We start from the raw sequence: 25,486 nt of genomic DNA, 5'->3' as shown, positions 1-25,486 counted from the left end.
TTTCAATCCTCAAATCCGTAGAGTCGCGCGGGGTTATCCACTAAGATTTTCTTTTGAGTGGCTTCATCTCTCGCGATCAGTGGCACTAAATCCAATAAATCGGCGTCATTAGGCATGTGTTTTTTGATGTTTGGGTGCGGGTAATCCGTTCCCCAAAGAATGCGGTCAGGTGCTAACTCCACTAAGCCTTGGGCATACGGAATGGCATCGTAAAAAGGAGGAGAAACTGCAATTCTTTCTGAACCACACACCTTTACCCACCAATTATCTCGCTGCATGAAATCCAGCAAAATTTGATACGCCTTCTGCCCTACTCCTCCACTGGTTGGCACTCGCCCCATGTGGTCAACAACAATTTCCATGTCTATCTGATTGAAAATAGATTCGTATTGGATCATGTCTTCCGCATTAACATGAATCACCAAATGCCAGCCAAGTGGCTTAACCCTATCTAGGACAGTTTGCATCTTTGCTAAATCTGGAGCGCCACCTAAGTGCCGAACAAAGTTAAACCGCACGCCTCGAACTCCGCCGTCATGTAAGTCTTGGAAATCATTTTCAGAAAAGGTGTCGTCCGCAATGCAAACTCCTCGATAGGCGCCGTTACTGCTTTTAATGGCATCCAACATGGCTCGGTTATCTGTTCCGTGACAACTTGCTTGAACCAGCACGGCTCGTTCCACTCCCAGAGTGTCATGAACCCGTTTAAGGGCATGCTTGTCGGCATCGGGTGGCCAATACGTTGATGTCATCGCATAGGGAAAAACATCATGTGGACCAAATACATGGCAATGGGCATCGCACGATTTAGGAGGCGCTTTAAACCTCGGCACACGTGTATTGTTGTCTGGTGCCATACAACTGGGTTTATTCATGCTCAATTCTCCTTTTCATGCCAAGATTTCCTTCTCACGCCAATGCGTTCTTTTCCAATTATCCATTTGATTCCCTTTGGTCCTTCTCAATATGGTGCTGGATAAGCAATGCCTTTGCTCAACACCCTTGCAGTCCGAACTAAACCTACTTGATTGATGTGGCCATCTTCATCGGAGCTCAGTTCGACTGAGAATTCTCCTGTCGGGTGCTCAACCGAAATGGTATTAACAGATTGAGACAAACTGAGCGGTGTCACAGGTTGAGCAACCGAAGACGTCAGCATGCATGCCGTGGCGACAGATACCGCCCCCAATACGCCAATGGCGGTGTGGCACGTATGAGGGATAAAGGTCCTCGTGTGAATGTGCCCACCCGAAATCGGCTTTGAGACTAAGCTCATTTTGGGTACTACTTTGTTTGTGACATCCCCAAGGTTCATTGCTTTGCCGGCCAGTAGACGAATGGCTTCGAGTTTTGATTTCAACTCTGAATCCTGATTCAAAGCCTCCACACTTTCATAACCTGTACACCCGACATCTTTTGCTTGAATGACCACCACTGGCATTCCATTGTCAATGCACGTTGTGGGCACGCCATTAAACACATCGACGGTATTTCCCGTTGGGAGAAGCACGCCACACACCGAACCAGCCACATCTTTGTACTGGCACATAACTGGAGAAGCCGTTCCTGGAACGCCATCGATTTTGGTGTCCCCTTGGTAGGTCAAGGTGGCGTTCGGCGTCTCCAAAATAAGGTCGCAGTAATGGTGGCTGTTGAGCATTTTTACGCGAACCGTCGTTGTTTCTTCCGCTGCGCTAATCAATCCGCTTTCGAGAGCAAATGCCCCAACACCAGACAATATATTTCCGCAATTGGGGGACGTATCTACTCGGTTTTCTCCCAACACAACCTGAGCAAAGAGGTAGTCGACATCTGCGAGCGGATCATCCGACAAACAAACAATCGCAACCTTACTAGTCAGTGGGTGCGCGCCGCCAAGCCCATCGATTTGGCGGTGATCTCGACCCACAATATCGAGTAAGAGTTGGTCTCGTTCTTGTTCATTTTCGGGCAGATCTTTGGCAAGAAAATACAGCCCTTTCGAACTGCCACCACGTATCTGCATATAAGGGATCCCGTGCACTCTATTTCTACCTTGTACTCTGAATGAGTATTTAGATTAATCGCCATCACATCAGGAATAAATTCAACTTTTTCACAATTTATTGTACATTTGTAACGTTTTGACCATTTAACCAACAATTTCTTCACAGAGGCACCATGTCCGATATCCCCCACTATTTTCTTTACGGTGAAGCCGTCCCCTCTAACGCTTTAGCCTATTTTGATATCGCGAGGCTGGAGCAGTCTTTGCCGAAACATAATTGGGAAATTCACCCTCACCGCCATGACAATTTGCATCAGTTGCTGATTTTAGAAAAAGGCAAAATGCTGGCCCAAGTCAGGGACTTGTCAGTAGAAAGAGAAGAGCACTGTCTGTTATCGATCCCCCCCAAAGAAGTACATGGGTTTGTGCACCAACCTAACGTCGAAGGTTACATTGTCACGATTTCTCAACCCTTCCTCATGCAGTTATTCAATGAAAAAGAACGGGAACTCTTTCCTCAGTTGTTCCGCGAATCATTAGTGGTTCAACTGGAGCCTGGTAGCCAGCATTCAAAAGAAGCGATGTATCTCACTCAGCAATTAATCAAGGAATATCATTCGTCGGATGCAGCCCAAGAATCCATGATTGGAGGCTATCTAAAAATATTGCTGTTATTGATACATCGTTCTCTCAAACCCAACCAAATTTCTGACGTGGGTCTCGATTCTAAAATCGTTGCTTACGAGGCATTTATGGCACTGGTAGACGAACATTATTTAGAGCATTGGAGTGTTAGCCAGTACGCAGATGAACTTGGTTTAAGCGCCGGCAGACTCAATCGATTATGTCAACGATTCGCCGATCAACATGCGTTGCAATTGATTCACGAACGCCTTATCACCGAAGCCAAAAGACAACTTATCTACACTCAGCTTTCTGCGAAAGAGATCGGCTATAAACTCGGCTTTGAAGATCCCGGTTACTTCTCGCGCTTTTTCCGTCGAGTCAGTGGACTGCCACCAAAACAATTTCAGAAAAAAGCGCGAGAGCAGAGAGACATTACCGAATAAATGCTTATGCCCAAGTGACCTCAAAATAGTCATCCTTGGTAACCGAATAGACGCGGTAAAAATAGAATTAAGTCCGGGAAGAAAATCATTACGGACAATGCGCCTAACAACATAATAATAAAAGGGACGACTTGTCTAATAATGCCGGCTAATGGGATGTCGGTTGTGCCGTTAATCACAAACAGCAATATCCCATAAGGAGGCGTAATTAAACCAATCATCAAATTTACTATCGTCACAACCCCAAAGTGAACGAGATCGATTCCTAATTCACGGCATGCAGGAATAAACAGAGGAACAATCACCAATATGACGGTCGTGGCATCCAATAAGAACCCCAGTAACAAGTAGATGAGATTAACCAACAACAAGAATGCAATTGGAGATAAATCCAATGCTGAAATCACACCAGCAATCTGAGTCGGTACGTTTTCAGTGGCAATAATATAGTTAAAAATCAATGCCGACCCTATGACCAACCCCACCGACGCAGAAGAATAAGCACTCTCTTTAATTGCGTGGTAAAGCTCTTTAAAACTTATCGATCTGTACACGACAGCAGCCAATATTAGTGCATAAGCAGCTGCAACAGCGGCTGCTTCCGTGGGCGTGGTAACACCCCCATAAATGCCGTATAACAGAATCGCTGGCATCATCAAAGTCGGCAATGCTCGCCAAGTGATCTTGGGTAAATCCTTAGTCGGGGTTTTGGGCTCCATCGGAATATTCAAACGCTTCGCTTGAACGGTATTCATGATCATAAGCGCTACCCCCATCATCAGACCCGGTACCAAACCCGCGATAAATAGGAAACCAATAGAGGTATCTGATACCAAGGCATAAATGACCATGGGAATAGATGGAGGAATGATGGGTCCGATAGTCGCCGAAGCAGCCGTAATCGCCGCAGCGTAACTCGGCGGGTAACGCCCGTCTTTGGTCATCATATTGATGATTACGCGCCCTATGCCGGCAGCATCTGCAACCGCTGAACCTGACATACCAGAAAAGATAAGGCTAGACACAATATTAACGTGACCAAGCCCCCCTCTGAAATGCCCAACAATGGCGACACAAAATTGAAGCAGTCGGTCTGAAATACTGCCTGCATTCATGATATTCGCAGCACAAATAAATAGCGGAACAGCCAACAAGATGTAGCTACTGTAAAAACCTTGAATAATTTGCTCGCCCGCTAAAGCGAGGTCTTGCCCACTAATAAAAAGATAAACGATAGCGCCAATCAGCATGGAATAAGATACAGGGGCGCCAAAAGCGGCCAGTAACAAAACCGTTACTAGGCATAAGCTCAACGAGATACTCATGATTACAACCTACTTTTCTCTTGTTCTTCTTTGCGCTCGGGGTTTATTAGCGTATATATCGCCCAAGAGTATCGAATAATTATCACGGCTAGGAATACGCCATAAATACTAAACACGTAATCCAATCTAATTTTCAAAATGGCGCTCTTTTTAATCTTATAAAAAGTAATGTAATCCCAAGTAGGTGCTAGGCTGATTCCAAACCCTACAATGATCCCAAGAGCGGCCAAAAAGAACATCGCTCTTTGTATTTTTTTTGGGGCGCTGAGATACAAAATATCGAAACGAATGTGGTCGCTGCTTTTTAGACAAAATGCCCCTGTCCAAAAAATGAGCCACAGCCAAAGAGTGAGACAGAGTTCTTCTGACCACCCTAATGGTTCGTTCAACGCATATCGCGAAAATATCTGAGCGCAAAATATGATGAACATAGCGGCTAACATTGTAACCGCGATGCCATCGGCTGCTTTTTTCAGCCAATTCCAGATAGTCATAAATTCAAAGCTTTATAGTGCGTTGATCTTTTCAAGAAGACCTTCAGGCCAAGTTTTTGAAAAGTCGGAGTTTAAGTAAGTACTTTGAACTTGTTTACGAAACGCATCCACATTAGGCGTGTACACTTTCAAACCCTGATCTCGGAAAAAGTCTGCCAATTCATTTTCCAACTGCAATTGCTTTTGACGTCCAAACTCTGCAGTGGCTTCTGCTGCCATTAGCAGTTTCGCTTGCTCCTCTTTCGAGAATTTATTGAACACTTTATTGGAAATGGCTAGGTAGTTCAGATCCACTAGGTGACTGGTTAGTACGATTTGCTTTGTCACTTCATAGAATTTAGCGTCTTTCGTGGTTGGTAACGGATTGTCCTGACCGTCAACTGCTCCCGTTTGAAGCGCGGTATAAACTTCAGTAAACGACATAGGCGTTGGGTTGGCACCCAATGCTTTGCCTAAAAATTGCCACGCATCGGATCCCGGCATACGCAGTTTCACCCCTTTCAGGTCTTCTGGCGTTTGGATTTCAACATCAGTTCGCAGATTCAATTGACGTCGACCCATGTACATAACCGTCAAGAGCTTAACGTTTAGTACGTCTTCCACTTTCTCTTTGAATTCATCCATGAAGTCAGCATTGAATACCGCCACTTGGTGAGCGGCATCTCTGTGCATGTAACCCGCAGAAAAGATAGAAAACTCAGGAATAAACTCAGCCAGTTCTTGCGCCGACGTGATGGTCATGTCCAAGTTTCCTCGGGCAATCGCTTCTAACTCTGTGCCTTGTTTAAACAATGAGGCATTCCAATGCGGTTCAAACGTCGCAAAATCAGAAACTCCAGGACCAAACTTCTCTAACAAAGCCACAGCACGTTGATCCGTTTCTGAGCTCGTCGCCGATAAGCGCAATTTAACATCAGACGCATTTGCAATGCTGGTTGCGGACAACGCAACAGTCATCGCAACTGTCGTAAAGGCTTTTTTAAACTGGCTTGCAACATTGTTCATTTTCATTATGACACACTCCTTTGTGTAAAAAGACCAAACCAAATGGTCGGCCTCAAAGTGGGCATTAACAGGTTTACACACATTAACGCCTTAATCTCTGATCAATAATTGCACGATTTTTTCACCTCGCACAACCCTTAATGTTAATTTTGTAGATTATTTGTTAAAACATCACTCATTTTTAAAAATAGGTGACAAAAATGATTTGACATCGATAAATGAAAAACTCATAAATATAAGCAGTCACCCCAAAAATCGATCTTAATCGTGTGTTACTGTAAAAATAGTAGATAGCAATAGCGCGCTTTGATAGGAAACCGAATGAATCTTTATGAAACCTTGCGTAACGATATTTTGATGGGTGCTTTCGAGCCCGGTAGCAAACTTAAAATGGATACGTTGAAAGGCCGTTATAACAGTGGTGTGAACGTGTTAAGAGAAAGCTTAGCAAGGCTATCAAGCGAGGGGCTTGTTGAGGCAGAAGGCCAAAAGGGGTTCAGTATTGCCAGCGCTTCGAACGAGCGAATGAACGAGTTGACGCGCCTTAGAGTCTTGCTTGAAAGCGATGGGGCAAAACAGTCTTTCTCTAATGGTGGAATGGAGTGGGAAAGCAATCTGGTTGCCGCTCACCATAAGCTTTTGCACGTCGAACGAAAGATGCGAGAAGATATCGAAGAACATTTTGGAATGTGGCATCAATGCGATTACGAATTTCATGCGGCATTGATTGCGGCTTGCGGATCTGAGTTACATATCCACTACCACAAGCAGATTTATGACCAATTCCGTCAATTTGTGGTTGTTGAATTAAAGACCAATGGTTTCCGAGGTACCGACATTGTCGATGAGCATGAATCCATCATGGAAGCAGCGCTCAAAAGAGATTTCAACGCATGCCAAGAAGCCATTGAGTCGCACTTATTTGGTTTTGTTAATCGCTTAAAAGCGTCCGAATAACACGTTCAAAACGGGGACTAACGCCAAATACAGAGTCATGAAAGCATTAATAATACCGAAGGGGGTGAGCAACCCTAAGTAGGACGATCGTTCTTCCCCTTCAAATTCAAGATTGGTTCTTTGACTATTCCTGAAAAGAACCAACCTACCCTCTAATAAAATGTATCACTCTACGTGAGGGTTTCGCTCATCTAAAGAAATTGCCAATACAAGGATGGCCTGTTTGCCCATGGAAAAAATTAATATTGCTGTTGTCGGAGCCGGGCTCATTGGAAAGAGTCATATTAAGTTATTAACATCTGACAATTCGAATTACGCTTTGTTTGCGATTGTTGACCCGACCGATGACGGGCGAGAGCTTGCAAAAAATCTCGGTGTCCCTTGGTACAGTGAGCTTGAGACAATGTTCAGTGACTCGGATTCCAATTCCTCCGAACGTTCTAAAAAACTTGATGGTGTTATTCTGGCTACGCCAAATCACCTTCATGTAGAACAAGCTATCGCCTGCTTAGAAGCGGGGATACCTGCCATCATCGAAAAGCCGGTGGCTCACTCTCTTTCAGAGGGAGAACGCTTGTATCGCATTGCTCAAGATTACTCTACCCCCCTGCTTGTCGGTCACCACCGTATGCATAGCCCTATTATGCGTAAAGCGAAAGAGCTCATAGATTCTGGTTCGTTGGGGGCGACTGTTGCCGTGACAGGCAGTGCTCTTTTTTACAAGCCCGACGATTATTTTGAACTAGGGACTTGGCGAACCAAAATCGGAGGGGGTCCTATTCTCATCAACATGATCCATGAAATAGGCAATCTTCGATATTTATGTGGGGAAATTTCTTCAGTACAAGCTACGGCATCTAATACACACCGTGGATTTGAAGTTGAAGACACCGTTGCTATCGTATTTTCTTTTTCCAACGGTACGCTGGGCACATTTATTCTTTCGGACACGGCGGGATCGGCTCGAAGCTGGGAGCAAACCACACAAGAGAACAAATCTTACGCTACCTACCCCGATGAAGATTGTTACCACATCGCTGGAACTCACGGGTCGCTTTCCGTTCCCACCCTCAAGCTAAAACGTTACTTGAAGGATGAAGATCGATCTTGGTGGAAACCTTTCGAATGTAGTGATGTGGAATTAGAAAGAAAAGATCCCTTGGAAGCTCAGCTCCACCACTTTTGTAACGTGATTAGAGGCCAAGCTGAACCTTTGGTGAGTGTCCATGATGGTGTTCAAAATTTACGTGTCACCGAAGCCATTGTTGAGGCGGTGAAGAGTGGAGAGAAAGTGTTTATACAAACACCGCCTTTTCAAGACCTAGAATCTGCTCAAGGAAGAAAATAATGTCCTCTATATTCGTAATCAATGGCCCTAACCTTAATCTTCTCGGTCAACGGGAACCTGAACAATACGGTAATTCTACGTTAGATGATGTAGAGGCACTTTGTCATCAAACCGCTAAAGAGCATGGTGTGACCATCAAATTCATGCAAAGCAATCATGAAGGTGTGCTTATTGACTGGTTTCATGAGGCGGGCATCGGTGTAAAGAACGGTTCAATTCTGGGCGTTGTCTTTAACCCCGGCGCTTTCACTCATACCTCGGTAGCATTGCATGATGCTATTAAAGGCACTCAAGTACCCACGATTGAAACCCATATTTCTAATGTCCACGCTCGAGAAGCTTTCAGAAACCACTCTTATATTTCCCCTGTAGCAAATGGAATCATCGTAGGGTTTGGCATTCAGGGATACGCTTTAGCCATCAAAGGGTTAATTCACCAAACAAGGGGGTAATGGTGATGCTTTATTCTATTGCGACGATTTGTCTTTCAGGATCATTAAGACAAAAAATTGAAGCCAGCGCCAAAGCGGGTTTTCGTGGAATTGAAATTTTTGAAGCCGACTTGATCAACCATAACGGTTCAATAAAAGAAATTCGCTCAATGCTTGATGATAACGGGTTGAGCGTCGTTGCTTATCAACCATTGAGAGATTTTGAAGGCTTACCCGCACCGTATCGTGATCGTATCTTTCAGCGAGCCAATCAAAAATTCGACATTATGGATGAGCTGGGACCGATCTTCTTATGGTTTGCAGCAGTTGTTCGCCGCATGCCTTAGGTGGAATTCAAAGAGCTGCCGACGACTTTAGTGAATTAGGATCTATCGCGGAGAAAAGAGAGAAGCGAGTCGCCTATGAAGCTCTCGCGTGGGGTAAGCATGTATTTGACTACAGAGACTCTTGGGAAATTGTTCGCCGAGCCAATCACGAGAAAATAGGCGTTTGTTTAGATACGTTCCATATTTTCTCTAGAGGGACCGAAATTGATTCTATGCTGAACATTCCAGGGGAAAAGATTTTCCTAGTGCAAGCCGCCGACGCTCCGCGTCTCTCTATGGACCACCTGAGTTGGAGTCGACATTTTCGCTGCTTCCCCGGTCAAGGAGAGCTTCCCCTAGATCAATTTATGAAAAATCTTCACGCTACAGGATATGACGGTCCATTTTCTCTCGAAATTTTTAACGACCAATTTCGATCAAGTTCTCCAGAAAAAACCGCTATTGATGGATACCGCTCCTTGGTTTTTGCCAACAATAGAAGTGAAGATATTAAGGCATCTAAGCCAGCCAATAGACAAGATCATGTAGCCGGAACTAATGTGCTTCCATCAAGTTCATTATTGCCCAAAACACTTCCGCCTTCTGAAGTCCAATTTATAGAGTTCGCCCTTAATATCAAAGAGCGAGAGGCGCTTACGTTACTGCTCGGTAACCTAGGGTTTTACCACGCTGGAACTCACAAGAAGAAGAACGTAGAACTATGGCGTCAGGGAAGTATTAACCTAGTCATGAACCTTGAACCTGATAGCTTCGCGCAACAATATCACCAAAAACATGGCGCCTCAGTCTGTGCTGTTGGGTTAACTTGTACCGACGTTCCTAAATTGCTCGACCGCGCCAATAAGCTCTGTTACCAAGTTCACGGTAATACGGGCTCGGATACGCACGGGTTACCAGCCATTCAAGGCCCCGGAGAAAGCTTGATTTATCTGGTTGATGAATCTGACCAACCCGCTCATTGGGAGCGAGAGTTTGAATGGAATGAGCCTGCCGAGCTACAAGCGTATCTAACGGAAATTGATCACATCGCCACCACCATGCCCTATGAAGAAATGTTACATTCTATTCTGCTGTACCGCGCAATGTTTAACATGGTCGGCTCCCCTAGCGTCAGCCTGACAGACCCGAGCGGGTTGGTGAAAAGCCAGGCGATGCAAACACCGGATAATCGAGTTGCCTTCACACTCAATAGCTCTCAAGCCTCACGTACCGTCTCTAATAAAATTTTGGATACGTACGCCGGAACAGGGGTAAACCATATCGCATTCAGCACTCGAGATATTTTCGCTATGGCTGAAAAGTTAGCGTCTCTCAATGTAAAAACGATGCCGGTTACTGATAACTATTATGACGATCTCGCCACGAGATTCGGTCTGTCTTCGGAACAATTGTCACTTATGAGGCGCTTTAATATCCTTTACGATGAAGACGAGCACGGTGTGTTCTATCAACTGTACTCGGAGCTCTTTGAAGGGCGATTCTGTTTCGAAATTGTTCAAAGAGATGGGTACCGGGGTTTTGGTGCGCCTAACTCGCAAATCAGAATGACCATGCAGGCGAAAGAACTAGAGTCTCTGTAACTCTATAGGTATTCCTTTCTTTGTCTTTTACACGCTGTGTATATAAAACGGCTTATTCACAAATAAGCCGTTAATCTCACCCAAAAAGAGCAAACTTCACCTCTGATATTCCCTAATTCAAACGAAGTGATCTTTTGAGTGGAAACGAGAATATGCCCAAACCACCGATTTATCCCTCTAGTGTTGACCGTCGTCGGCTAGAAGTGTTTATTAAGTACGTGCTGAAACCAACGTTTCTACAGCCAACCTTCCAAGGGCATCTGCGGCCAATGGGCTTGCTCCTGTAATTAACGAGCGATCACGACAAACTGTATTGTCAGCTTTACTATTCGCTAACTCCACGCCTAAACCTTTTAACTTCTCACTCAATCCCCAGGGCATCTTACCCGGTAAGTAGCCGATCATCGGTGTTTGAGCATCAACTGAATCAGGAAAAACTGCCATTTTATACCCCTGATATAAAAACTCAGAACCATTCATATGAGTAGATAAGAAAGCAGCTGGACCATGACAAATAGAAATTGTAAAAACATCATTGTCGTGTGCCCAATTTAGAACAGTGCCAACACGTTTATCTTTTGGAAGCCCCAACATTGCACCATGACCGCCAGGAATAAATACGGCTGCATATTCTTCAACGTTCAATCCACTGTTGACCAATTCAGCCAGACTAATGGGGTTTTCCAATTGTTCTTTGTATTCACTGTAAATAGAATTTACGTGCTCATCTTTGTGGGGGAATGCCCACATTTCTATGATCGCGGGCTTACCATTAGGCGTAGATATCTCAAACTCATAGCCTGCATTTCTAAGATGCAGCATGGGTACTAGAGTTTCAACAGGGTGATTGCCAGTCGAAAAAAGCTTCCCGTTTTTCATTTCCATATTTTTTTGCTCGGTCGCCAAGACTAAGATTTTTCGCCTTGATCCGTCTACAGGGCTATATTCAACTTCTTTGTAATCGGTCTTATCAGCTGTTGCGATCTTCAGAGCAAGCTTTGAAGGTGAATATGAACCATCCGATTCTAATTTTGGCGCTAACCCTAATAACTTTTTAAACACAATTCGCATCCTTTCATTATGTTGATAGCTAGATATTAGCCCAGTAAATTCAACCGACAAAGCCACGCTTTAAAAATCTGATTGACTGTTTTTTTAGACTTGTTGCTGAGAGAGCCTCAGAGTGAACTATTCCTCTTAGCTGGACGTATAGAAAAAATTAAACATTAACGGAGTTATTCATGTTTTCTTTTTTTAAGAGCAACCCAGCTAAGAAACTCAAAAAAAGACACTCAATGCTGCTTGAACAAGCTATGCACGCTCAAAGAAACGGTGATATTAGAACTTACTCGCAACTAACAGCTGAGGCAGAAGAAGTTTTTCAAGAAATTAAGAGTTTGAGTCCTTCAAAAACCTAACGCCAAGATAAGGTTCCAGCCACCCTTTAACCACGTAAAATTTTGAAATCTATTACGGATATTTCAGTTTGATGAAACATAAAACGCTTTACTGGTTTACTCATGATTTGAGACTTCAGGACAACGAATTATTACAACGTGCTCTACACACTTCTGAACAAATCACTTTCATCTACATTTTTGATGAGCAGTTGGTTAATTACGTACAATTTAATTCGCGAAAAAATAGCAAAGAGACTGGGAAAACGTCATTTAATGTTTAAAAAGATGTGCGGATCAACGTGGGCAAATTAAAGACTGATTATGAATCTATTGGGTAATTTTCCAGCACCATCTGACACTTGTATCCATGTGTAAACATCCCTTTTTAGTGACACCCTAAATTAGAGTCTTCCGGCAATTTCAACTTAGCAAGATATTCCCAAGGGGTCCGGTTGAACCTTTCAACAAACGAGTTTTATGTGGGCTTGCCTGGCTGTATGAATTCGAGTTGTATGTCATGTTGTTCCGCCCATTCAGCTAAAGCCGTTGAGATAAACTCTGGACCGTTATCCATACGTAACTGACTCGGATAACCTCGCCAGGCGACGATGCGTTCCAACACGCGAACAACTCTTTGAGCGGGAAGATTCAAGTCAATTTCAATGACCAGTACTTCACGGTTAAAGTCATCGATAACATTGAACGTCCTGAAGCGTCTACCACACATCAGTGAATCGCTCATGAAATCCATTGACCAACATTGGTTGAACGTTTCTGGCACACATAAAGAAGCGGGCTCTCTTGTTGGTAATCGCTTCTTTCCTCGACGGCGTTTATTCAACTTCAGTTCGCAGTAGAGTCGATGCACTCGTTTGTGGTTCCAGCGATACCCCCATCGTTTAAGCACTTTGAATAACATGCCAAAACCATATGCAGGATAACGTTCAACGGCTTCTTGCAAGGCGGCAATCACAGGGGTATCTCGTGCTTATCTGGTCGATACCGATAGACCGAGTCACTGATGCCGACTAAACGACAAGCCCTACGCAGACTCACACAGTGACAATTATTGACGTAATCCACCCACTCTCGCCGAATCGTGGGCTTTACAGCTTTTTTTCGACGATATCCTTAAGGATTTTATGGTCGAGGCTCAGTTCAGCAAACGTTTGCTTCAGGCGTCGGTTTTCATCCTCAAGCTCCTTCAGTCGCTTCACGTCTGAGGCTTCCATGCCGCCGTACTTGGACTTCCAGTTGTAGTAAGTGGCATCTGATATACCATACTCTCGGCAGACCTCTTTGACCAACCTGCCAGCCTCAACTTCTTTCAGAATCTTGACGATTTGCGTTTCTGTATAGCGTGATTTTTTCATCAGTGTTCTCCATTTGGTTTAGTTTAAACCGAAGAACTCTAATTCTAAATGTCCCTAGTTTAGGGGATGATTACAAAGCCACTGTATTACGCCTTAAACACTAAATTCACCGCAAACTAAAAATGCCACGCGTTGTTTGTCGGTTTGAAGCTTTTGTTATGTGCGTAGCTTATTAGATACTGAATACATAGTTTGGATACTCATCATTAAGTGCTTCCACTACCTCAAACCAAGCACTTTTATGGAGTAATTTAGGGGGAATAGCTTCTGGAGTTAAAGACCAACTCTGTAAGTTAAAACCCCAAGATACCCCTCCCACTGGATAGAACACCCTTTCAATTTCAGATAGTCCAAACAATTTTCCATTCCAAGTTAATGTTATATGAGGAGCCGAAGTCCAACCAGGATTGTCTCGAAAAACCTCCCCCACACTATAAAATGGATTACTGCTATCACGTTTCTCTTGGCTGACAACATCAACAAAAACCCAGTTTGGTCCAAAGTTACCTAAGGACGCATGTTTACCAGAAAACTGTACATCACCCGATGTTTCCACAATATGTAGCCAGTGTGTAACTTTTGAGGAAGAAACCTCAATTGATGGGAACTTTGGAGCAAAGCAATGAGTATTACCTGAAGCGACAAACCGGATATCAAAAATCTCAGTTTGATTCCACAGGTCAATACTGTATTTTTTTATCGTGGAATCATTCAAGCATGAATAATAGCTACCATTTTCAATATTTGTTGAGAGATATGAGTTCCGATAGACACCGAACGACAGGTAGGCACTAAGAGCAACTATGAGTATGAGCAACGAACAAAAAATATATTTTTTCATACCTTCTAAATTCACCTCCATCGACAGCACATAACGCCTTAATAACAGGCAAAATTTGGCGGGCTAAAATACGAGCGCAGCGAGATAGCCAGCCGCATTTTGTCCTTGTTGATTAACTTGTTATATTTTAACGACTTACAAACCTACAGCTTAATTAAAATACAACGTTTACTGTTATTTTAACTTGAAAAATACCGCTTACATTAACATGCTAAATTCGACTACGTCACGAAGATGAAACAAAACAATTATAATTCAAGCACCAATCCATTTTTTCACTGTTAAAAATACTTACGGTTCGTTAACGAACCGTAAGTATTAGTTGATCAATCAATAGTAACCGTTTCAACTGGTCCATTAAAAATGACATTAGTGCTGTGGCCAATTAATAGTCCATTTTGCTGGATATTGAAGGCTAACAGCTCCTCACCAGTGTATTTGTCAATGAGTACTTTGTGTAGCTTCATTGCTTGTTCTGTTCTTGATGCCTTATTAAATCGTACTGAATTTAATAGGGTTTCTGTGTCTTTTGCAGTCCAAGAGCCGCAAGCAATTCTTACGCCAACACGGCAAAATGTTCCAATCAAGGCTGAAATTCCATCTACTACATTGATAAAATGATCTCGTTTTGCCAATGTTGTTTGACTCGTGCCTTCTCTTAGTGTGATGTACTGATGTCCTTCAGGATTGGTAGCAAGTAAACTCCATAATTCTTGCTCAGTTTTTTCCAAGCTTTGCAAAAAAGCATCTTCAAAAATATTTTCATCTGTAAAATAGAAAAAACTAACTTTATTCTTATTGCGCTCTACTATTTCAAAACCAAGGTTAATTCCATTGCTTGCTGTAAAATAGTTGGTAAATGTTTGGCAGAGTTCGAGGATCAACGGTGCATTTCCCTGACTAATTTCTATAGTTCTAATTTCTGTTTGAAAACGATATTTAATACACCCCGTTCCAATTTCGACATTACCAGTTTTAGTGTATTTCGTTAGCCGTTCCCGCGATTGTGAGGTTAGGTTTTTGTAGTTAATATTTTCAAATTGTATGAGTCCTTCTGGATCTTTTTTAAAGCTCATCTGAACATCATGATTAAAAAGCTTTACCAAGGGGTCTGAACTATTGAACGAAAGGACTGCTTTAGCTGAAACTTCAATTTGATTGAACTCTACAGCAGTGCCATTGTATCTTGCCGCGGAGCTAGCAGTAGCAAATAAAGCATCTGTAAATTCGGTCATAGATGCAAATAAAACATCTGCAAAAACCACTTGGTTATAAAATTCAGCTTTATTGAAATTGGTATAGTCTTCGAACTGAACATTATGAAACCCCATCGAACATTCTTTTACCTGAGGTTTAAAGATAATGCCTGAGAAATCAGTTATTCCCTGAAACTGAGAGTCTTTAAATTTAACTACATACCCTGAACTGTTTCCAGTAAAAACCACATTTTCAAAAAGAGAGTAGCTTAAAAACTTGATATTGGAAAACTGGACGTTACGATGAAACCTACTATTGCTAAATACTGAGCCTTGAATAGATGTATTGGTGAAAGATATGTCGTGGTCAAAAATACAATTATCAAAACGAACCCCATTTTTGAAATTTGAATTCGCAATCTTAATAGCATCATGAAAAACAGCATTAAAAAAATATGCCTGTTTTCTGTAGACTGAGTCAGTTATATCGAAAATGTATTGCGGGGAAGAAAGTTCATCTAGATTATCGCCCACAAAATGAAATTCAGAAAAATCGTAATCTCTAATTGTTTCATCTGCTCCGATAATTTCCAGAAGATCCATGAAGTGTTTTTTGAAATTATTAACCCGTTTCCAGTTAAGATCTTTACTGTGAAAGATACAATTTCCATGTTCATCAATCGGTAATAAAGGAGCATGACCACCAGTGGAATCCCCATGAATAGCTGACTTTAAATTTTCATAAATGGTAGGATAAGGGCACTTTATTCCCATAGCCTTAGGCAGAGTTTTATAGTTACCTGTATAGATGTGATTACACATTGGTATTTTATTTCCTGTATTAAATGAAGCTGCATACTAAAAAATTTATTAATACACAACGCTTAAGGCTAAGCAGCAAAGCAGGACAATATAAATGATCCAATACCGGCGACATTCCCAACACTAGGTAAGCTTTCTATTAATGCACTAAGGGTATCTCTACTTGGCGATGCTGATTGAATTTGTTCTTCAACATTATCAACTATTTTTAGTGCGACTTTCTGCTGTGCAGAATCTTTAATAAATTCTTGAAGTTCATTTCGAAGTTCTAATAAAGAGTCTGCGGCTTTCGAGTGGTAGTTGACTATATTTTGGGGTTCTATATTAACAGTGTGAACCGTGCCGTTAAAAATAATTTTGTTCTTCGTACTCATATTTTAACCTCTCTTTATTATCAATGATGCGTTATTTCACCTAATAACGCTATGTACTTAGTTTTGCACTAACCTTAAACCCTACACATTGATTTAACTTTTAGCACAAAATCAACCATAGATTTCTACATTTTTCTATGAATACTGAAATATAACGCCAGCTTAAACCGCAAACAACGCACAAAACAAGCTGCTGCATTACGCCTTAAACACTTAAATCACCGCAAACCAAAAATGCCACGCGTTGTTTGTCGGTTTGAAGCTTTTGTATGGATAATCTTTCCTGAATTCGGGTAATGTGAGACCCAGGCTTTAGCTGCAACTAAAGCTTTCTATGGGGTAGTTCGATTGAAGCTAGGCTCCTCTGTCGAGAGACCGATAACAAACATGAACACCCCATAGGACTCCAAGCACAAACCTCGGATAGTCGACTGGGTCTCGAACCCGCATTTCGCAAGCAAGAGTTAGCTTATTATGAATACCAATACACTTCAAAACATTAATATCGGCGTTGATACTGGCAAGACGCAACTCGATATTTTTATACGACCACTTAATCTCTTTTTCGCTGTGTCAAACGACGACAAAGGCATCAAAGACGCCATCAAAACGATAAAAAAACATTCACCTGAACGTATCGTCATTGAAGCAACCGGACGACTAGAAATGCCTTTTGTCCTAGCATGTGCCGAAGCTCAATTACCGATTGTCCGCGCCAACCCTATTCACGTTAAACGCTTCGCTGGAGCCATTGGTCGAAGAGCTAAAAACGACCGATTAGATGCTGAGCTTATCGCTTATTACGCAGAAGCTATCAGTACTCGAAATCTCCATCATAAAGGCAGAAAACATTCGACTGATGAGTGACTTAGTCATACGTCGCAATCAGCTACTCTCTATGCAAACAATGGAGAAGAATCGAATTCAGGTATTGCCCAAATCTCTACATTCGACCATCAAGCCAGTGCTGACTGCCATGAAAAAACAGATTTCAAACATCGAGGATAAGCTGGTTAAACTCATCGAATCGTGTCCAGACTATCAGACCAAAAACGACATCCTGCAAAGTGTTCCTGGTATTGGAAACATTGCCGCTGCATCCATCATCAGCAACGTTCCCGAGCTGGGTTACATCACCAACAAACAAGCCGCTTCACTCATTGGTGTTGCACCCATTACTCGAGAAAGTGGGCGCTACAAAGGCAAGCGAGTGATTCAAGGAGGAAGAGCGCAAGTTCGAACTGTTCTGTATATGGCGATGATGTCTGCTATGCAGTGTAACCCTGTTTTCAAAGCGACTTATACCCGCCTCGTTCAATCAGGAAAACCAAAGAAAGTCGCTATCATCGCCTGCGTTCGTAAGATGGTTGTCATCTTAAACTCAATGCTAAGAGATGGCGCCATGTGGGATGAAAATATATCTAAAAATTAACTATTGACGCCATAGTCGTTTGTTAGCACTGTTAGCCTCAGCATATGACTCATTTAGTTTTCAAAGTTTCTAATTTTAAGATTGTATTTCCGATATAGGAAATTCGAACTTGAAGCCCTTCGCGTATTGGTCCTCCGTGAGAGGTTGTATTATTAAAGCCAGGGGTGACGGAAAAATCAGAGTATTGAAAATAGATCCCTTTAACACTAAAGCTCTCTCTCTTACGTCCGGGATAAGGCATCGGATCGAAATTCTCAACTATACCTTCTATGACGAGATAATCCCCTTTGTGATATTTGGCTAATAATTCAAACAATTGAGAGCCAAGCCCATACGATACTAAACCAGTCCAAAAAATAGAAAAAATAAGCATAAACCAAAGGACAACACTTGTTTTTTTGGGGTCACTTTGCTTGCCGCTTGCATAGAAACTCAACCTTGCTATTTTTTCACGATTTGTCAATGCATAATAAGAAATAAAGCAAAAAAGGAATCCAGGAGCAACGAAGAATAATGACCAAAATCCTTCGTATTTAATATCAAAAGCTACTTCATACATTGTCTTTCCTTTGAAAGTGCTAACGCCCAGTTAAGTAGCCAAAAACGCACAAATGCTGTTTCTGCAAACTACCCTAAACACAAAACCCAACGCAAACTAAAAATGCCACGCGTTTTTGGTCTGCTTGAACTGTTTGTTATATCGAAACCTTTTCTAAAACTTGCTTTATAGCAAGCTCCAACAATTCTTCATCTTTATATAAATCATTGTATTCTGTAAATGGGAGGTTACCTTCTTCATACTGCCTCTCGAAAAACACACGTAGACGCCATTTGTCTGGATGTGGTTTGTTAAAGTCAAAATCTATACCACCAGCACCTGACGGGCGAAAGATTTCGACACCGACTCCGTGTGTACGATACATCCAACTGGTTCCAGGAATTGAGTGTGAGCCACGGTACTGAGATAGCAGAATATCTTCCGCTTTCTCAAACTGAAAAGCTTGTATAAGCATTTCCTCTGCCCATTTTCTTTGCGCATACCAAAGAGGAATGATTTTCTCTATTTTTTCAAAATTATTCATATGACCCTCGGAGATATAACGCCCAGTTAAGTAGCCAAAAACGTACAAATGCGGTTTCTGCAAACTACCTTAAACACAAAACTCAACGCAAGCTAAAAATGCCACGCGTTTTTGGTCTGCTTGAACTGTTTGTTGTAGCGCAACGAATAACAAACTTACTTGGCAATGACGCACTTAACTTGCATTCAATGAACTGAATCTTAGCCAACAAAACCTTCTGCAACCAGACCACAAAACCCAAAACACCGAATCAGTCGAGAATTTAGGAAAACGCGCCAAGAGCAAAACTTCAAAACCCAACGAACCAAATTGCTTTTGAAAGCATACAGCGACTTGGTTTGCGAGGATTTACCACCTTGATTCAGGCTAAGAAATCGAACTCAAAAACACTGAAGTCAGCTACTTTCGAGAACCTTACAATCTTTAAATTATCAAAGCGCTATAACGCCCGCTTAAGCTGCTGCCAACATGACACAACGGCTACCGCATTGCGCCTTAAACACAATAATTGCTGCAAACCTAAAGTGCCACGCGTTGGCAGTCCGCTTGAAGCGTTTGTTGTAGCGATACAAGCAAACAGACTTAACTTGGCAATGAAGCACTTAGCTTGCATTCAATGAACAGCATCTTAGCCAACAAAACTGACTGTAACCAGACCACAAAACCTAAAACACCGATTCAGTCGAGAATTTAGGAAATCTAGCCGGAAACCAAACTTCAAAATCTGATGCAGCTGAATGATTTTGAAACCTACAAAGACTTGGCTTGCGAGGATTTACCACCTTGATTCAGGTTAAGGAATCGAACTCAAAAACACTGAAGCCAACAACTTTCGAATTCCTTACAAACCTTGAATTATCAAAGCGCTATAACGCCCAGTTAAGTAGCCAAAAACGCACAAATGCCGTTTCTGCAAACTACCCTAAACACAGAACTCACCGCAAACTAAAAATGCCACGCGTTTTTGGTCTGCTTGAACTGTTTGTTGTAGCGATACAAGCAAACAGGCTTAACTTGGCAATGAAGCACTTAGCTTGCATTCAATGAAAAGCATCTTAGCCAACAAAACCTTCTGCAACCAGACCACGAAACCCAAAACACCGATTCAGTCGAGAATTTAGAGAAACGAGCCGAGAGCAAAGCTTCAAAATTCAGCGAACCGAATTGATTTTTTAAAGTTAGCAACGACTTGGATTGCGACGACTTTTCCACCTTGATGCTGGTTGAGAAATCAAACTCAAAAACACTGAAGCCAGCAACTTCCGAATCCCTTACAAACCTTGAATTATCAAAGCGCTATAACGCCCAATTAAACTGCCAAAAACGTACAGATGCCGCTTCTGCATGCCACCTTAAACACTAAACTCAACGCAAACTAAAAGCGCCACACGTTTTTGGTCTGTTTGAATTGTTTGTTATGAACGGACTTTACAGCAACCACAGAATTTCAGCAAATACAGACGATTGAGACGCAGAGCCAATTCACAAAATGTTGGCAGCTACACGATAAACCCACAACGAGTTGACTCAAAACAACCACCAAATTTGAAGTTTTTCAATACACTGCCGCCCCGCAAATTTCACGGCGTAGCAAATGGCTGCTAGAAAGAATCACTTGGCAAAAGTACCCAAACAGCCAATTTGCCTTTTGATAAAACCCAAGCGGCATTTCACCAAAAAACACAGCGGTTTTTCAGTTGGGAAAGAATCAAATCATGATGAAAAGAAGAGCAAATGTTGAACCTTAGCCCCTAATTTTACTGAACTTTTCTAGATGCTTCATAACGCCCAATTAAACTGCCAAAAACGGACAAATGCCGTTGCCGCATACCACCTTAAACACCTAACTCAACGCAAACTAAAAGTGCCACACGTTTTTGGTCTGTTTGAATTGTTTGTTAGGTATGCTCTATGAGTAAGCACCCTGCAAACCAGCCACTTTCACCTTCTATTTTAATGTCACTTGAATGTAGCGTAGCGCAAAATTCATCGCCCACTATATCTTGCGCATTTTTCTGTATTGTAGCTTGTCTTTGTATAAGTATTTCGCTTGAATTCTTAGTTGATGAATCATCAGTCGCAGAATAAAAGGCAAAAGCACCAAATTCCATGGTTGACTCCAGCTTTTTACGTTTCAAAACCGCTGTGATTCGCTTTAGGTCAGCTTCATATTGAGTTTTGTTAAGAACTCGATTTTTAACTTCAATTACAGCCCTAGGATCACCTTTAGCCCACCAAAGCAAAAGATCAAAGCGACCATTTGATCTAATATCACCATGTAATCTACCTTTACCGACTGCTCCGGCATAATCTAAAGCGTCATAAGCCCCATTTTCAATGGTCACATACTTGCTTCCAGGCATCTGGTTTAACGACTGAGCAAGACAGGATGTAATAAAATACTCTGGAGCCCAACAAACCCAATCACCACCAGACATAGCCTCGTATTGTTTTTGTGATGAAATAACCCCTTCAAGACATACATCTACAATTGCCGATTTTGAAACTCTACCTTTCAAACTGCCTCCAAATACCTAACGCCCAATTAAACTGCCAAAAACGTACAAATGCCGTTTCTGCATACCGCCTTAAACACTAAACTCAACGCAAACTAAAAGTGCCACACGTTTTTGGTCTGTTTGAATTGTTTGTTATGAACGGACTTTACGGCAACCTCGAAATCCCCGCAAATACAGAAGCCTAAGACACAGAGCCATTTCACAAAATGTTGGCAGCTACTCGATAAGCCCACAACGTATTGACTAGAATAGCGCACCAAGTTTTGAATTTATCGACGCCCTGCCGCCCCACAAAAGTAACGGTGCAGCAAATGGCTGCTAGAAAGAATCACTTGGCAAAAATAGCCAAACAGCCGATTTGCCTTTCGATGCTCCCAAAGCGGCATTTCACCAAAGAAACAGCACGGATTTTCAGGCTGAGATCATTTCAAAACAACAAAGGCATCAAACACGAGCGAAGAACCTTAACCCCTAATTTTGCAGGATTTTTCTAGATGCTTCATAACGCCCGATTAAGCGGCTGCTAACGCCACGAAAATCAAACCCGGCCACCGTAAACACCGCACCTAACCAGAACCAAAAATGCCACAGGTTAGCAGTCCGACTTTAATTGATTGTTAGGTCTCTTTACCCACTCTATTTTGATGACGAGCCCCAAATACCGGTACTTTATGTAAATTTTTACAAAAACCATCTAATCCAGGGTAAACGGTGCTTGATGTTATGTTCATTTGGTTCAGCATATCTAAAGCTGCGTATCGAAGTTCTTTACCTATAACTAACTTATAGACGCAACCTTTTGGTAGCTCATATCCACTCAGAATTTTCTCATGTGACACAAGCAAGTGATTTGGAACAAAAAACAGCCCTTGCTGTGCAAGTAAACGTTGATTTGAAAACTCTGGTTCGAAAGCAAAAAGACACATTTCATCATCACTACTTTCTTCACTTAACACTCTGTTATAAACGTTTTTTCGGTCTCTTCCAAAATGTCGACTATCAGCACGCTTTAAGGCACTATGGTCAATACAATAGATTGCAGCATCACCGTCACCAACCTCTACCGCAAAGTACAACGCTATATATGCTGAAAAACTGAAGTCCAAAAGACGAGTCGGTGCGCCGTGGTGCTGCATAACCGCCAGCCAGCTAAGAAGGTCATCATTTTCAGGAAGATGACTAAGGTATAAGTGAGCTCCAGACTTAAAGCGTTCTAACATTATCTTTTCATAATTATGTCCAGACCTGATTCTAGAGCTTTCGCCGCTGTACTCCCGAATACTGCTTGCATTCTTAATTGCCCTCAAGAGGGAACTTTCGAGAGACCAAGAAGCTGAAGACTGTCCTCTGTAAATCCACTTTCTATAATCTTTATTTCGAATAAAACCTTTGAAATCATCAAGGGATTTAATATGTTTTTCTTCGATATTTTTACTGTTCATATAACCCCTGAGACCTAACGCCCAGTTAAGTAGCCAAAAACGTACAAATACTGTTTCTGCAAACTACCCTAAACACAAAACTCAACGCAAACTAAAAATGCCACGCGTTTTTGGTCTGCTTGAACTGTTTGTTGTAGCGATACAAGCAAACAGACTTAACTTGGTAATGAAGCACTTAGCTTGCATTCAATGAAGAGCATCCTAACCAACAAAATCCTCTGCAACCAATCCACAAAGCCCAAAACACCGATTCAGTCGAAGATTTAGGGGAACGAGCCGAGAGCAAAGCTTCAAAATTCAGCGAACCGAATTGAATTTAAGAGCTTGCAGCAACTTGGTTTGCAGAGCATTTCCCACCTTGATGCTGGTTGAGAAAGCGAACTCAAAAGCACGGAAGCCAGCAATTTTCGAGAACCTGACAACCCTTGAATTTTCAAAGCGCTATAACGCCCAGTTAAGTAGCCAAAAACGCACAAACACCGTTTCTGCAAACTACCCTAAACACAAAACTCAACGCAAACTAAAAATGCCACGCGTTTTTGGTCTGCTTGAACTGTTTGTTGTAGCGCAACGAATAAACAAGCCAACTTGGCAATGATGCATTGAGCCTGCACTCGATGAACTCATGATAAACAACAAAAACTTCTGCAACCAGACCACAAAGCCCAAAATACCGATTCAGTCGATAATTTAGGGAAACGAGCCGAGAGCAAAGTGTCAAAATTCAGCGAACCGAATTGATTTTGAAAGCTTGCAGCAACTTGGATTGCGACGACTTTTCCACCTTGATGCGGGTTGAGAAAACAAACTCAAAAACACTGAAGCCAGCAACTTTCGAGAACCTGACAACCCTTGAATTATCAAAGCGCTATAACGCCCAGTTAAGTAGCCAAAAACGTACAAATGCGGTTTCTGCAAACTACCTTAAACACAAAACTCACCGCAAGCTAAAAATGCCACGCGTTTTTGGTCTGCTTGAACTGTTTGTTGTAGCGATACAAGCAAATAGACTTAACTTGGCAATAAAGCATTTAGCTTGCATTCAATGAACGCCATCTTAGCCAACAAAAACTTCTGCAACCAGACCACAAAACTCAAAACACCGATTCGGTCGAGAATTTAGAAGAACAAACCGAGAGCAAAGCTTCGAAACTCGGAAAACCTGATTGGTTTTGAAAGCTTGCTGCAACTTGGTTTGCGCCGAGTTAACCACCTTGACGTTGGTTGAGAAATCGAACACAAAGCACTGAAGCCAGCAACTTTCGAAATCATTACAACCCTTGAATTATCAAAGCGCTATAACGCCCGCTTAAGCCGCTGCCAACGCAATACACCGGCTACCGCATTGCGCCTTAAACACAATGATTACTGCAAACTAAAAATGCCACGCGTTGGCGGTCGGCTTGAAGCTTTTGTTAGCTACGTTTTGGTTAAAGTTGTGGCCAGCCCTTTTCACAGAAATTTATAGGCAAGTTCAAAAAATCACTTGGTGGAAGCTCTGTACTTAGATCAATTAGGTTTCGCCCTTTTATTTGGTAATTTTTCCCTAGCTCTGGCTTGAACTGGATGTAGCTAGTTGTGTATCTCACTTCCCTAGTGTAATTTACTGATTTTATTACTTTAATTATCATTTGAGAGTTCTCTTCTAGTTTAGAGAAATCTTCTGTTTTACTTATCAAAGCTCCACCGACACTCCCAAGTTCCGCCACATCCTTGGACACACAGGGTTCCAGTAATACCTTGTAACTATGGGAAGTCCCGTATACATCACCACCCACAATACGTAAAGTTGGACTGCTTTCACTCAAGTTTTGTGGCTTGTATTGAGTCGCGCAACCAGAAATAATGCCACATACAATCAAAGCGAGCTTTGTTTTCATTTGTTCACCAATTAACAGTTTACATTTATTAACAAACATATATGAACAGATTTAACTTTTCAATCTCATAACAACATAATTGAACTAGATAGCTAACGCCAGCTTAAACCGCAGACAACGCACAAAACAAGCCGCTGCATTACACCTTAAACACTAAAATCACCGCAAACCAAAAATGCCACGCGTTGTTTGTCGGTTTGAAGCTTTTGTTATATTTTTAACAACCTTGAAACTACTTATCTACAACGTAATTAATTCTGCAGCGTGCGGATATTTTTCCTGACTCTGGGTTCGTCTGAATACAAATAGGGGTCTTAGCCATTTTTGCTGATAGTAAAAAGCTATAGACAAGCTCCCTATTGTTACCTTGCTGGGACAAATAAAATCCACCAGAGCAAGCAGAAGGATTATTATCAAATAGAACCCAAACACCATACGTGTCGTTACCTCCAGCCCATGTATACATTTTATCTATATTCCCGCAATAATTCGAAAGACCTGCAAACGAATTAAAACTCATAAAAAAAATAACTACAGCAATAGAAAATCTCATTATTAACTCCTTAAATTGGTGTACCCCA

The 25,486-nt window shown here is 42.0% G+C and carries 24 protein-coding genes and 2 pseudogenes; 10 read left to right on the top strand and 16 right to left on the bottom strand.

Going from position 1 to position 25,486, the window contains the following annotated elements:
- Positions 1-2: 2 nt before the first annotated feature.
- Positions 3-875 carry an amidohydrolase family protein gene (locus LDO37_RS07540; protein WP_126606282.1) on the bottom strand — a complete coding sequence of 291 codons (873 nt, stop codon included), beginning with the start codon at positions 873-875 and terminating at the stop codon, positions 3-5.
- Between the two features lie 86 nt (positions 876-961).
- A complete protein-coding gene (locus LDO37_RS07535; protein ID WP_317982732.1) occupies positions 962-2,005 on the bottom strand; it encodes a 4-oxalomesaconate tautomerase in 1,044 nt (347 codons plus the stop codon).
- 155 nt (positions 2,006-2,160) lie between these two features.
- Between LDO37_RS07535 and LDO37_RS07530 the strand changes: the two genes are divergently transcribed.
- Positions 2,161-3,057 (top strand): helix-turn-helix domain-containing protein, encoded by an 897-nt coding sequence (locus LDO37_RS07530; RefSeq protein ID WP_126606284.1) that lies wholly within the window; start codon positions 2,161-2,163, stop codon positions 3,055-3,057.
- Between the two features lie 29 nt (positions 3,058-3,086).
- Here LDO37_RS07530 and LDO37_RS07525 read toward each other — a convergent pair whose 3' ends face one another.
- Genes LDO37_RS07525 through LDO37_RS07515 form a run of 3 tightly spaced genes read right to left on the bottom strand, consistent with a single transcriptional unit; the run spans position 3,087 to position 5,887 of the window.
- Positions 3,087-4,382 carry a TRAP transporter large permease gene (locus LDO37_RS07525; RefSeq protein ID WP_101113667.1) on the bottom strand — a complete coding sequence of 432 codons (1,296 nt, stop codon included), beginning with the start codon at positions 4,380-4,382 and terminating at the stop codon, positions 3,087-3,089.
- 2 nt (positions 4,383-4,384) lie between these two features.
- Positions 4,385-4,876 (bottom strand): TRAP transporter small permease, encoded by a 492-nt coding sequence (locus LDO37_RS07520; protein ID WP_126606285.1) that lies wholly within the window; start codon positions 4,874-4,876, stop codon positions 4,385-4,387.
- A 12-nt stretch (positions 4,877-4,888) separates the two neighbouring features.
- On the bottom strand, positions 4,889-5,887 hold the full coding sequence (locus tag LDO37_RS07515; protein WP_126606286.1) for a sialic acid TRAP transporter substrate-binding protein SiaP: 999 nt from the start codon (positions 5,885-5,887) through the stop codon (positions 4,889-4,891).
- A gap of 315 nt (positions 5,888-6,202) precedes the next feature.
- Between LDO37_RS07515 and LDO37_RS07510 the strand changes: the two genes are divergently transcribed.
- The 5 genes from LDO37_RS07510 to LDO37_RS07490 all read left to right on the top strand — a co-directional run bounded on the left by LDO37_RS07510 (position 6,203) and on the right by LDO37_RS07490 (position 10,544).
- A complete protein-coding gene (locus tag LDO37_RS07510; protein WP_126606287.1) occupies positions 6,203-6,838 on the top strand; it encodes a GntR family transcriptional regulator in 636 nt (211 codons plus the stop codon).
- Between the two features lie 229 nt (positions 6,839-7,067).
- Positions 7,068-8,186, top strand: a complete 1,119-nt coding sequence (locus LDO37_RS07505; protein ID WP_126606288.1) for a Gfo/Idh/MocA family protein — start codon at positions 7,068-7,070, stop codon at positions 8,184-8,186.
- Positions 8,186-8,638 carry a type II 3-dehydroquinate dehydratase gene (gene aroQ / locus LDO37_RS07500; protein WP_126606289.1) on the top strand — a complete coding sequence of 151 codons (453 nt, stop codon included), beginning with the start codon at positions 8,186-8,188 and terminating at the stop codon, positions 8,636-8,638. The genes LDO37_RS07505 and aroQ overlap by 1 nt, the downstream gene beginning before the upstream one ends.
- Before the next feature lie 5 nt (positions 8,639-8,643).
- Complete coding sequence (locus LDO37_RS07495; protein WP_224056058.1) at positions 8,644-8,964, top strand: sugar phosphate isomerase/epimerase family protein; 321 nt, start codon at positions 8,644-8,646, stop codon at positions 8,962-8,964.
- The gene (locus LDO37_RS07490; protein ID WP_224056057.1) at positions 8,931-10,544 is read left to right on the top strand and encodes a bifunctional sugar phosphate isomerase/epimerase/4-hydroxyphenylpyruvate dioxygenase family protein; all 1,614 of its coding nucleotides are present in this window, start codon (positions 8,931-8,933) and stop codon (positions 10,542-10,544) included. Before LDO37_RS07495 ends, LDO37_RS07490 begins: the two co-directional genes overlap by 34 nt.
- Before the next feature lie 210 nt (positions 10,545-10,754).
- Here the strand turns inward: LDO37_RS07490 and hchA are convergent, their stop codons facing one another.
- Positions 10,755-11,606, bottom strand: coding sequence for a glyoxalase III HchA (hchA, locus tag LDO37_RS07485; RefSeq protein WP_126606290.1), 852 nt, complete (start codon positions 11,604-11,606; stop codon positions 10,755-10,757).
- A gap of 179 nt (positions 11,607-11,785) precedes the next feature.
- Between hchA and LDO37_RS07480 the strand changes: the two genes are divergently transcribed.
- Together LDO37_RS07480 and LDO37_RS30335 are read left to right on the top strand one after the other, a co-directional pair.
- Entirely contained in the window at positions 11,786-11,962 is a 177-nt protein-coding gene (locus LDO37_RS07480; RefSeq protein WP_126608638.1) for a DUF6435 family protein, read from the top strand.
- A 71-nt stretch (positions 11,963-12,033) separates the two neighbouring features.
- On the top strand, positions 12,034-12,225 hold the full coding sequence (locus LDO37_RS30335) for a deoxyribodipyrimidine photo-lyase (RefSeq protein ID WP_126608637.1): 192 nt from the start codon (positions 12,034-12,036) through the stop codon (positions 12,223-12,225).
- A gap of 104 nt (positions 12,226-12,329) precedes the next feature.
- Here the strand turns inward: LDO37_RS30335 and LDO37_RS07470 are convergent.
- The 4 genes and pseudogenes from LDO37_RS07470 to LDO37_RS07455 all read right to left on the bottom strand — a co-directional run bounded on the left by LDO37_RS07470 (position 12,330) and on the right by LDO37_RS07455 (position 16,550).
- Positions 12,330-13,317, bottom strand: a pseudogene (locus tag LDO37_RS07470) (IS3 family transposase).
- Between the two features lie 172 nt (positions 13,318-13,489).
- Positions 13,490-14,179, bottom strand: coding sequence for a hypothetical protein (locus LDO37_RS07465; protein WP_224056056.1), 690 nt, complete (start codon positions 14,177-14,179; stop codon positions 13,490-13,492).
- Positions 14,180-14,484: 305 nt separating this feature from the next.
- A complete protein-coding gene (locus LDO37_RS07460; RefSeq protein ID WP_224055390.1) occupies positions 14,485-16,176 on the bottom strand; it encodes a pentapeptide repeat-containing protein in 1,692 nt (563 codons plus the stop codon).
- A 68-nt stretch (positions 16,177-16,244) separates the two neighbouring features.
- Positions 16,245-16,550, bottom strand: a complete 306-nt coding sequence (locus LDO37_RS07455; protein WP_126607348.1) for a hypothetical protein — start codon at positions 16,548-16,550, stop codon at positions 16,245-16,247.
- 474 nt (positions 16,551-17,024) lie between these two features.
- Between LDO37_RS07455 and LDO37_RS07450 the strand changes: the two are divergent.
- A pseudogene (locus LDO37_RS07450) lies at positions 17,025-17,982 on the top strand (IS110 family transposase).
- Positions 17,983-18,031: 49 nt separating this feature from the next.
- On the opposite strand, the gene LDO37_RS07445 reads toward LDO37_RS07450, so the two are convergent.
- Both LDO37_RS07445 and LDO37_RS07440 read right to left on the bottom strand, forming a co-directional pair.
- Positions 18,032-18,541, bottom strand: coding sequence for a hypothetical protein (locus LDO37_RS07445; RefSeq protein WP_224055389.1), 510 nt, complete (start codon positions 18,539-18,541; stop codon positions 18,032-18,034).
- Positions 18,542-18,677: 136 nt separating this feature from the next.
- Positions 18,678-19,064, bottom strand: coding sequence for a DUF6896 domain-containing protein (locus LDO37_RS07440; RefSeq protein ID WP_224055388.1), 387 nt, complete (start codon positions 19,062-19,064; stop codon positions 18,678-18,680).
- A 783-nt stretch (positions 19,065-19,847) separates the two neighbouring features.
- Here LDO37_RS07440 and LDO37_RS07435 point away from each other — a divergent pair.
- Positions 19,848-20,111: a hypothetical protein gene (locus tag LDO37_RS07435; protein WP_224055387.1), complete on the top strand. Its 264-nt coding sequence runs from the start codon at positions 19,848-19,850 to the stop codon at positions 20,109-20,111.
- 851 nt (positions 20,112-20,962) lie between these two features.
- Here LDO37_RS07435 and LDO37_RS07430 read toward each other — a convergent pair.
- The 4 genes from LDO37_RS07430 to LDO37_RS07415 all read right to left on the bottom strand — a co-directional run bounded on the left by LDO37_RS07430 (position 20,963) and on the right by LDO37_RS07415 (position 25,458).
- Positions 20,963-21,583 carry a hypothetical protein gene (locus tag LDO37_RS07430; RefSeq protein WP_126607480.1) on the bottom strand — a complete coding sequence of 207 codons (621 nt, stop codon included), beginning with the start codon at positions 21,581-21,583 and terminating at the stop codon, positions 20,963-20,965.
- A gap of 617 nt (positions 21,584-22,200) precedes the next feature.
- Complete coding sequence (locus LDO37_RS07425; protein WP_126607479.1) at positions 22,201-23,025, bottom strand: FRG domain-containing protein; 825 nt, start codon at positions 23,023-23,025, stop codon at positions 22,201-22,203.
- Between the two features lie 1,430 nt (positions 23,026-24,455).
- Positions 24,456-24,905 (bottom strand): hypothetical protein, encoded by a 450-nt coding sequence (locus LDO37_RS07420; RefSeq protein ID WP_126610004.1) that lies wholly within the window; start codon positions 24,903-24,905, stop codon positions 24,456-24,458.
- 232 nt (positions 24,906-25,137) lie between these two features.
- Positions 25,138-25,458: a hypothetical protein gene (locus tag LDO37_RS07415; protein WP_126610005.1), complete on the bottom strand. Its 321-nt coding sequence runs from the start codon at positions 25,456-25,458 to the stop codon at positions 25,138-25,140.
- Positions 25,459-25,486 lie beyond the last annotated feature (28 nt).

It is taken from the genome of Vibrio penaeicida, assembly GCF_019977755.1.
GTDB classification, from domain to species: Bacteria; Pseudomonadota; Gammaproteobacteria; order Enterobacterales; family Vibrionaceae; genus Vibrio; species Vibrio penaeicida.
Note: the sequence above shows the minus strand (reverse complement) of the source record. Positions and strands in the feature narration are given on the sequence as shown.

What these genes read in the sequence shown, in the direction of transcription:
- LDO37_RS07425 (WP_126607479.1), bottom strand. Translation starts at nt 23,025, where the DNA reads ATGAACAGTAAAAATATCGAAGAAAAACATATTAAATCCCTTGATGAT.
- LDO37_RS07480 (WP_126608638.1), top strand. Translation starts at nt 11,786, where the DNA reads ATGTTTTCTTTTTTTAAGAGCAACCCAGCTAAGAAACTCAAAAAAAGA.
- LDO37_RS07445 (WP_224055389.1), bottom strand. Translation starts at nt 18,541, where the DNA reads ATGTATGAAGTAGCTTTTGATATTAAATACGAAGGATTTTGGTCATTA.
- LDO37_RS07440 (WP_224055388.1), bottom strand. Translation starts at nt 19,064, where the DNA reads ATGAATAATTTTGAAAAAATAGAGAAAATCATTCCTCTTTGGTATGCG.
- LDO37_RS07530 (WP_126606284.1), top strand. Translation starts at nt 2,161, where the DNA reads ATGTCCGATATCCCCCACTATTTTCTTTACGGTGAAGCCGTCCCCTCT.
- LDO37_RS07495 (WP_224056058.1), top strand. Translation starts at nt 8,644, where the DNA reads ATGCTTTATTCTATTGCGACGATTTGTCTTTCAGGATCATTAAGACAA.
- LDO37_RS07510 (WP_126606287.1), top strand. Translation starts at nt 6,203, where the DNA reads ATGAATCTTTATGAAACCTTGCGTAACGATATTTTGATGGGTGCTTTC.
- LDO37_RS07455 (WP_126607348.1), bottom strand. Translation starts at nt 16,550, where the DNA reads ATGAGTACGAAGAACAAAATTATTTTTAACGGCACGGTTCACACTGTT.
- LDO37_RS07420 (WP_126610004.1), bottom strand. Translation starts at nt 24,905, where the DNA reads ATGAAAACAAAGCTCGCTTTGATTGTATGTGGCATTATTTCTGGTTGC.
- LDO37_RS07505 (WP_126606288.1), top strand. Translation starts at nt 7,068, where the DNA reads ATGGAAAAAATTAATATTGCTGTTGTCGGAGCCGGGCTCATTGGAAAG.
- LDO37_RS07525 (WP_101113667.1), bottom strand. Translation starts at nt 4,382, where the DNA reads ATGAGTATCTCGTTGAGCTTATGCCTAGTAACGGTTTTGTTACTGGCC.
- LDO37_RS07535 (WP_317982732.1), bottom strand. Translation starts at nt 2,005, where the DNA reads ATGCAGATACGTGGTGGCAGTTCGAAAGGGCTGTATTTTCTTGCCAAA.
- LDO37_RS30335 (WP_126608637.1), top strand. Translation starts at nt 12,034, where the DNA reads ATGAAACATAAAACGCTTTACTGGTTTACTCATGATTTGAGACTTCAG.
- LDO37_RS07460 (WP_224055390.1), bottom strand. Translation starts at nt 16,176, where the DNA reads ATGTGTAATCACATCTATACAGGTAACTATAAAACTCTGCCTAAGGCT.
- LDO37_RS07540 (WP_126606282.1), bottom strand. Translation starts at nt 875, where the DNA reads ATGAATAAACCCAGTTGTATGGCACCAGACAACAATACACGTGTGCCG.
- LDO37_RS07515 (WP_126606286.1), bottom strand. Translation starts at nt 5,887, where the DNA reads ATGAAAATGAACAATGTTGCAAGCCAGTTTAAAAAAGCCTTTACGACA.
- LDO37_RS07490 (WP_224056057.1), top strand. Translation starts at nt 8,931, where the DNA reads ATGGTTTGCAGCAGTTGTTCGCCGCATGCCTTAGGTGGAATTCAAAGA.
- aroQ (WP_126606289.1), top strand. Translation starts at nt 8,186, where the DNA reads ATGTCCTCTATATTCGTAATCAATGGCCCTAACCTTAATCTTCTCGGT.
- LDO37_RS07415 (WP_126610005.1), bottom strand. Translation starts at nt 25,458, where the DNA reads ATGAGATTTTCTATTGCTGTAGTTATTTTTTTTATGAGTTTTAATTCG.
- LDO37_RS07520 (WP_126606285.1), bottom strand. Translation starts at nt 4,876, where the DNA reads ATGACTATCTGGAATTGGCTGAAAAAAGCAGCCGATGGCATCGCGGTT.
- LDO37_RS07465 (WP_224056056.1), bottom strand. Translation starts at nt 14,179, where the DNA reads ATGGAGGTGAATTTAGAAGGTATGAAAAAATATATTTTTTGTTCGTTG.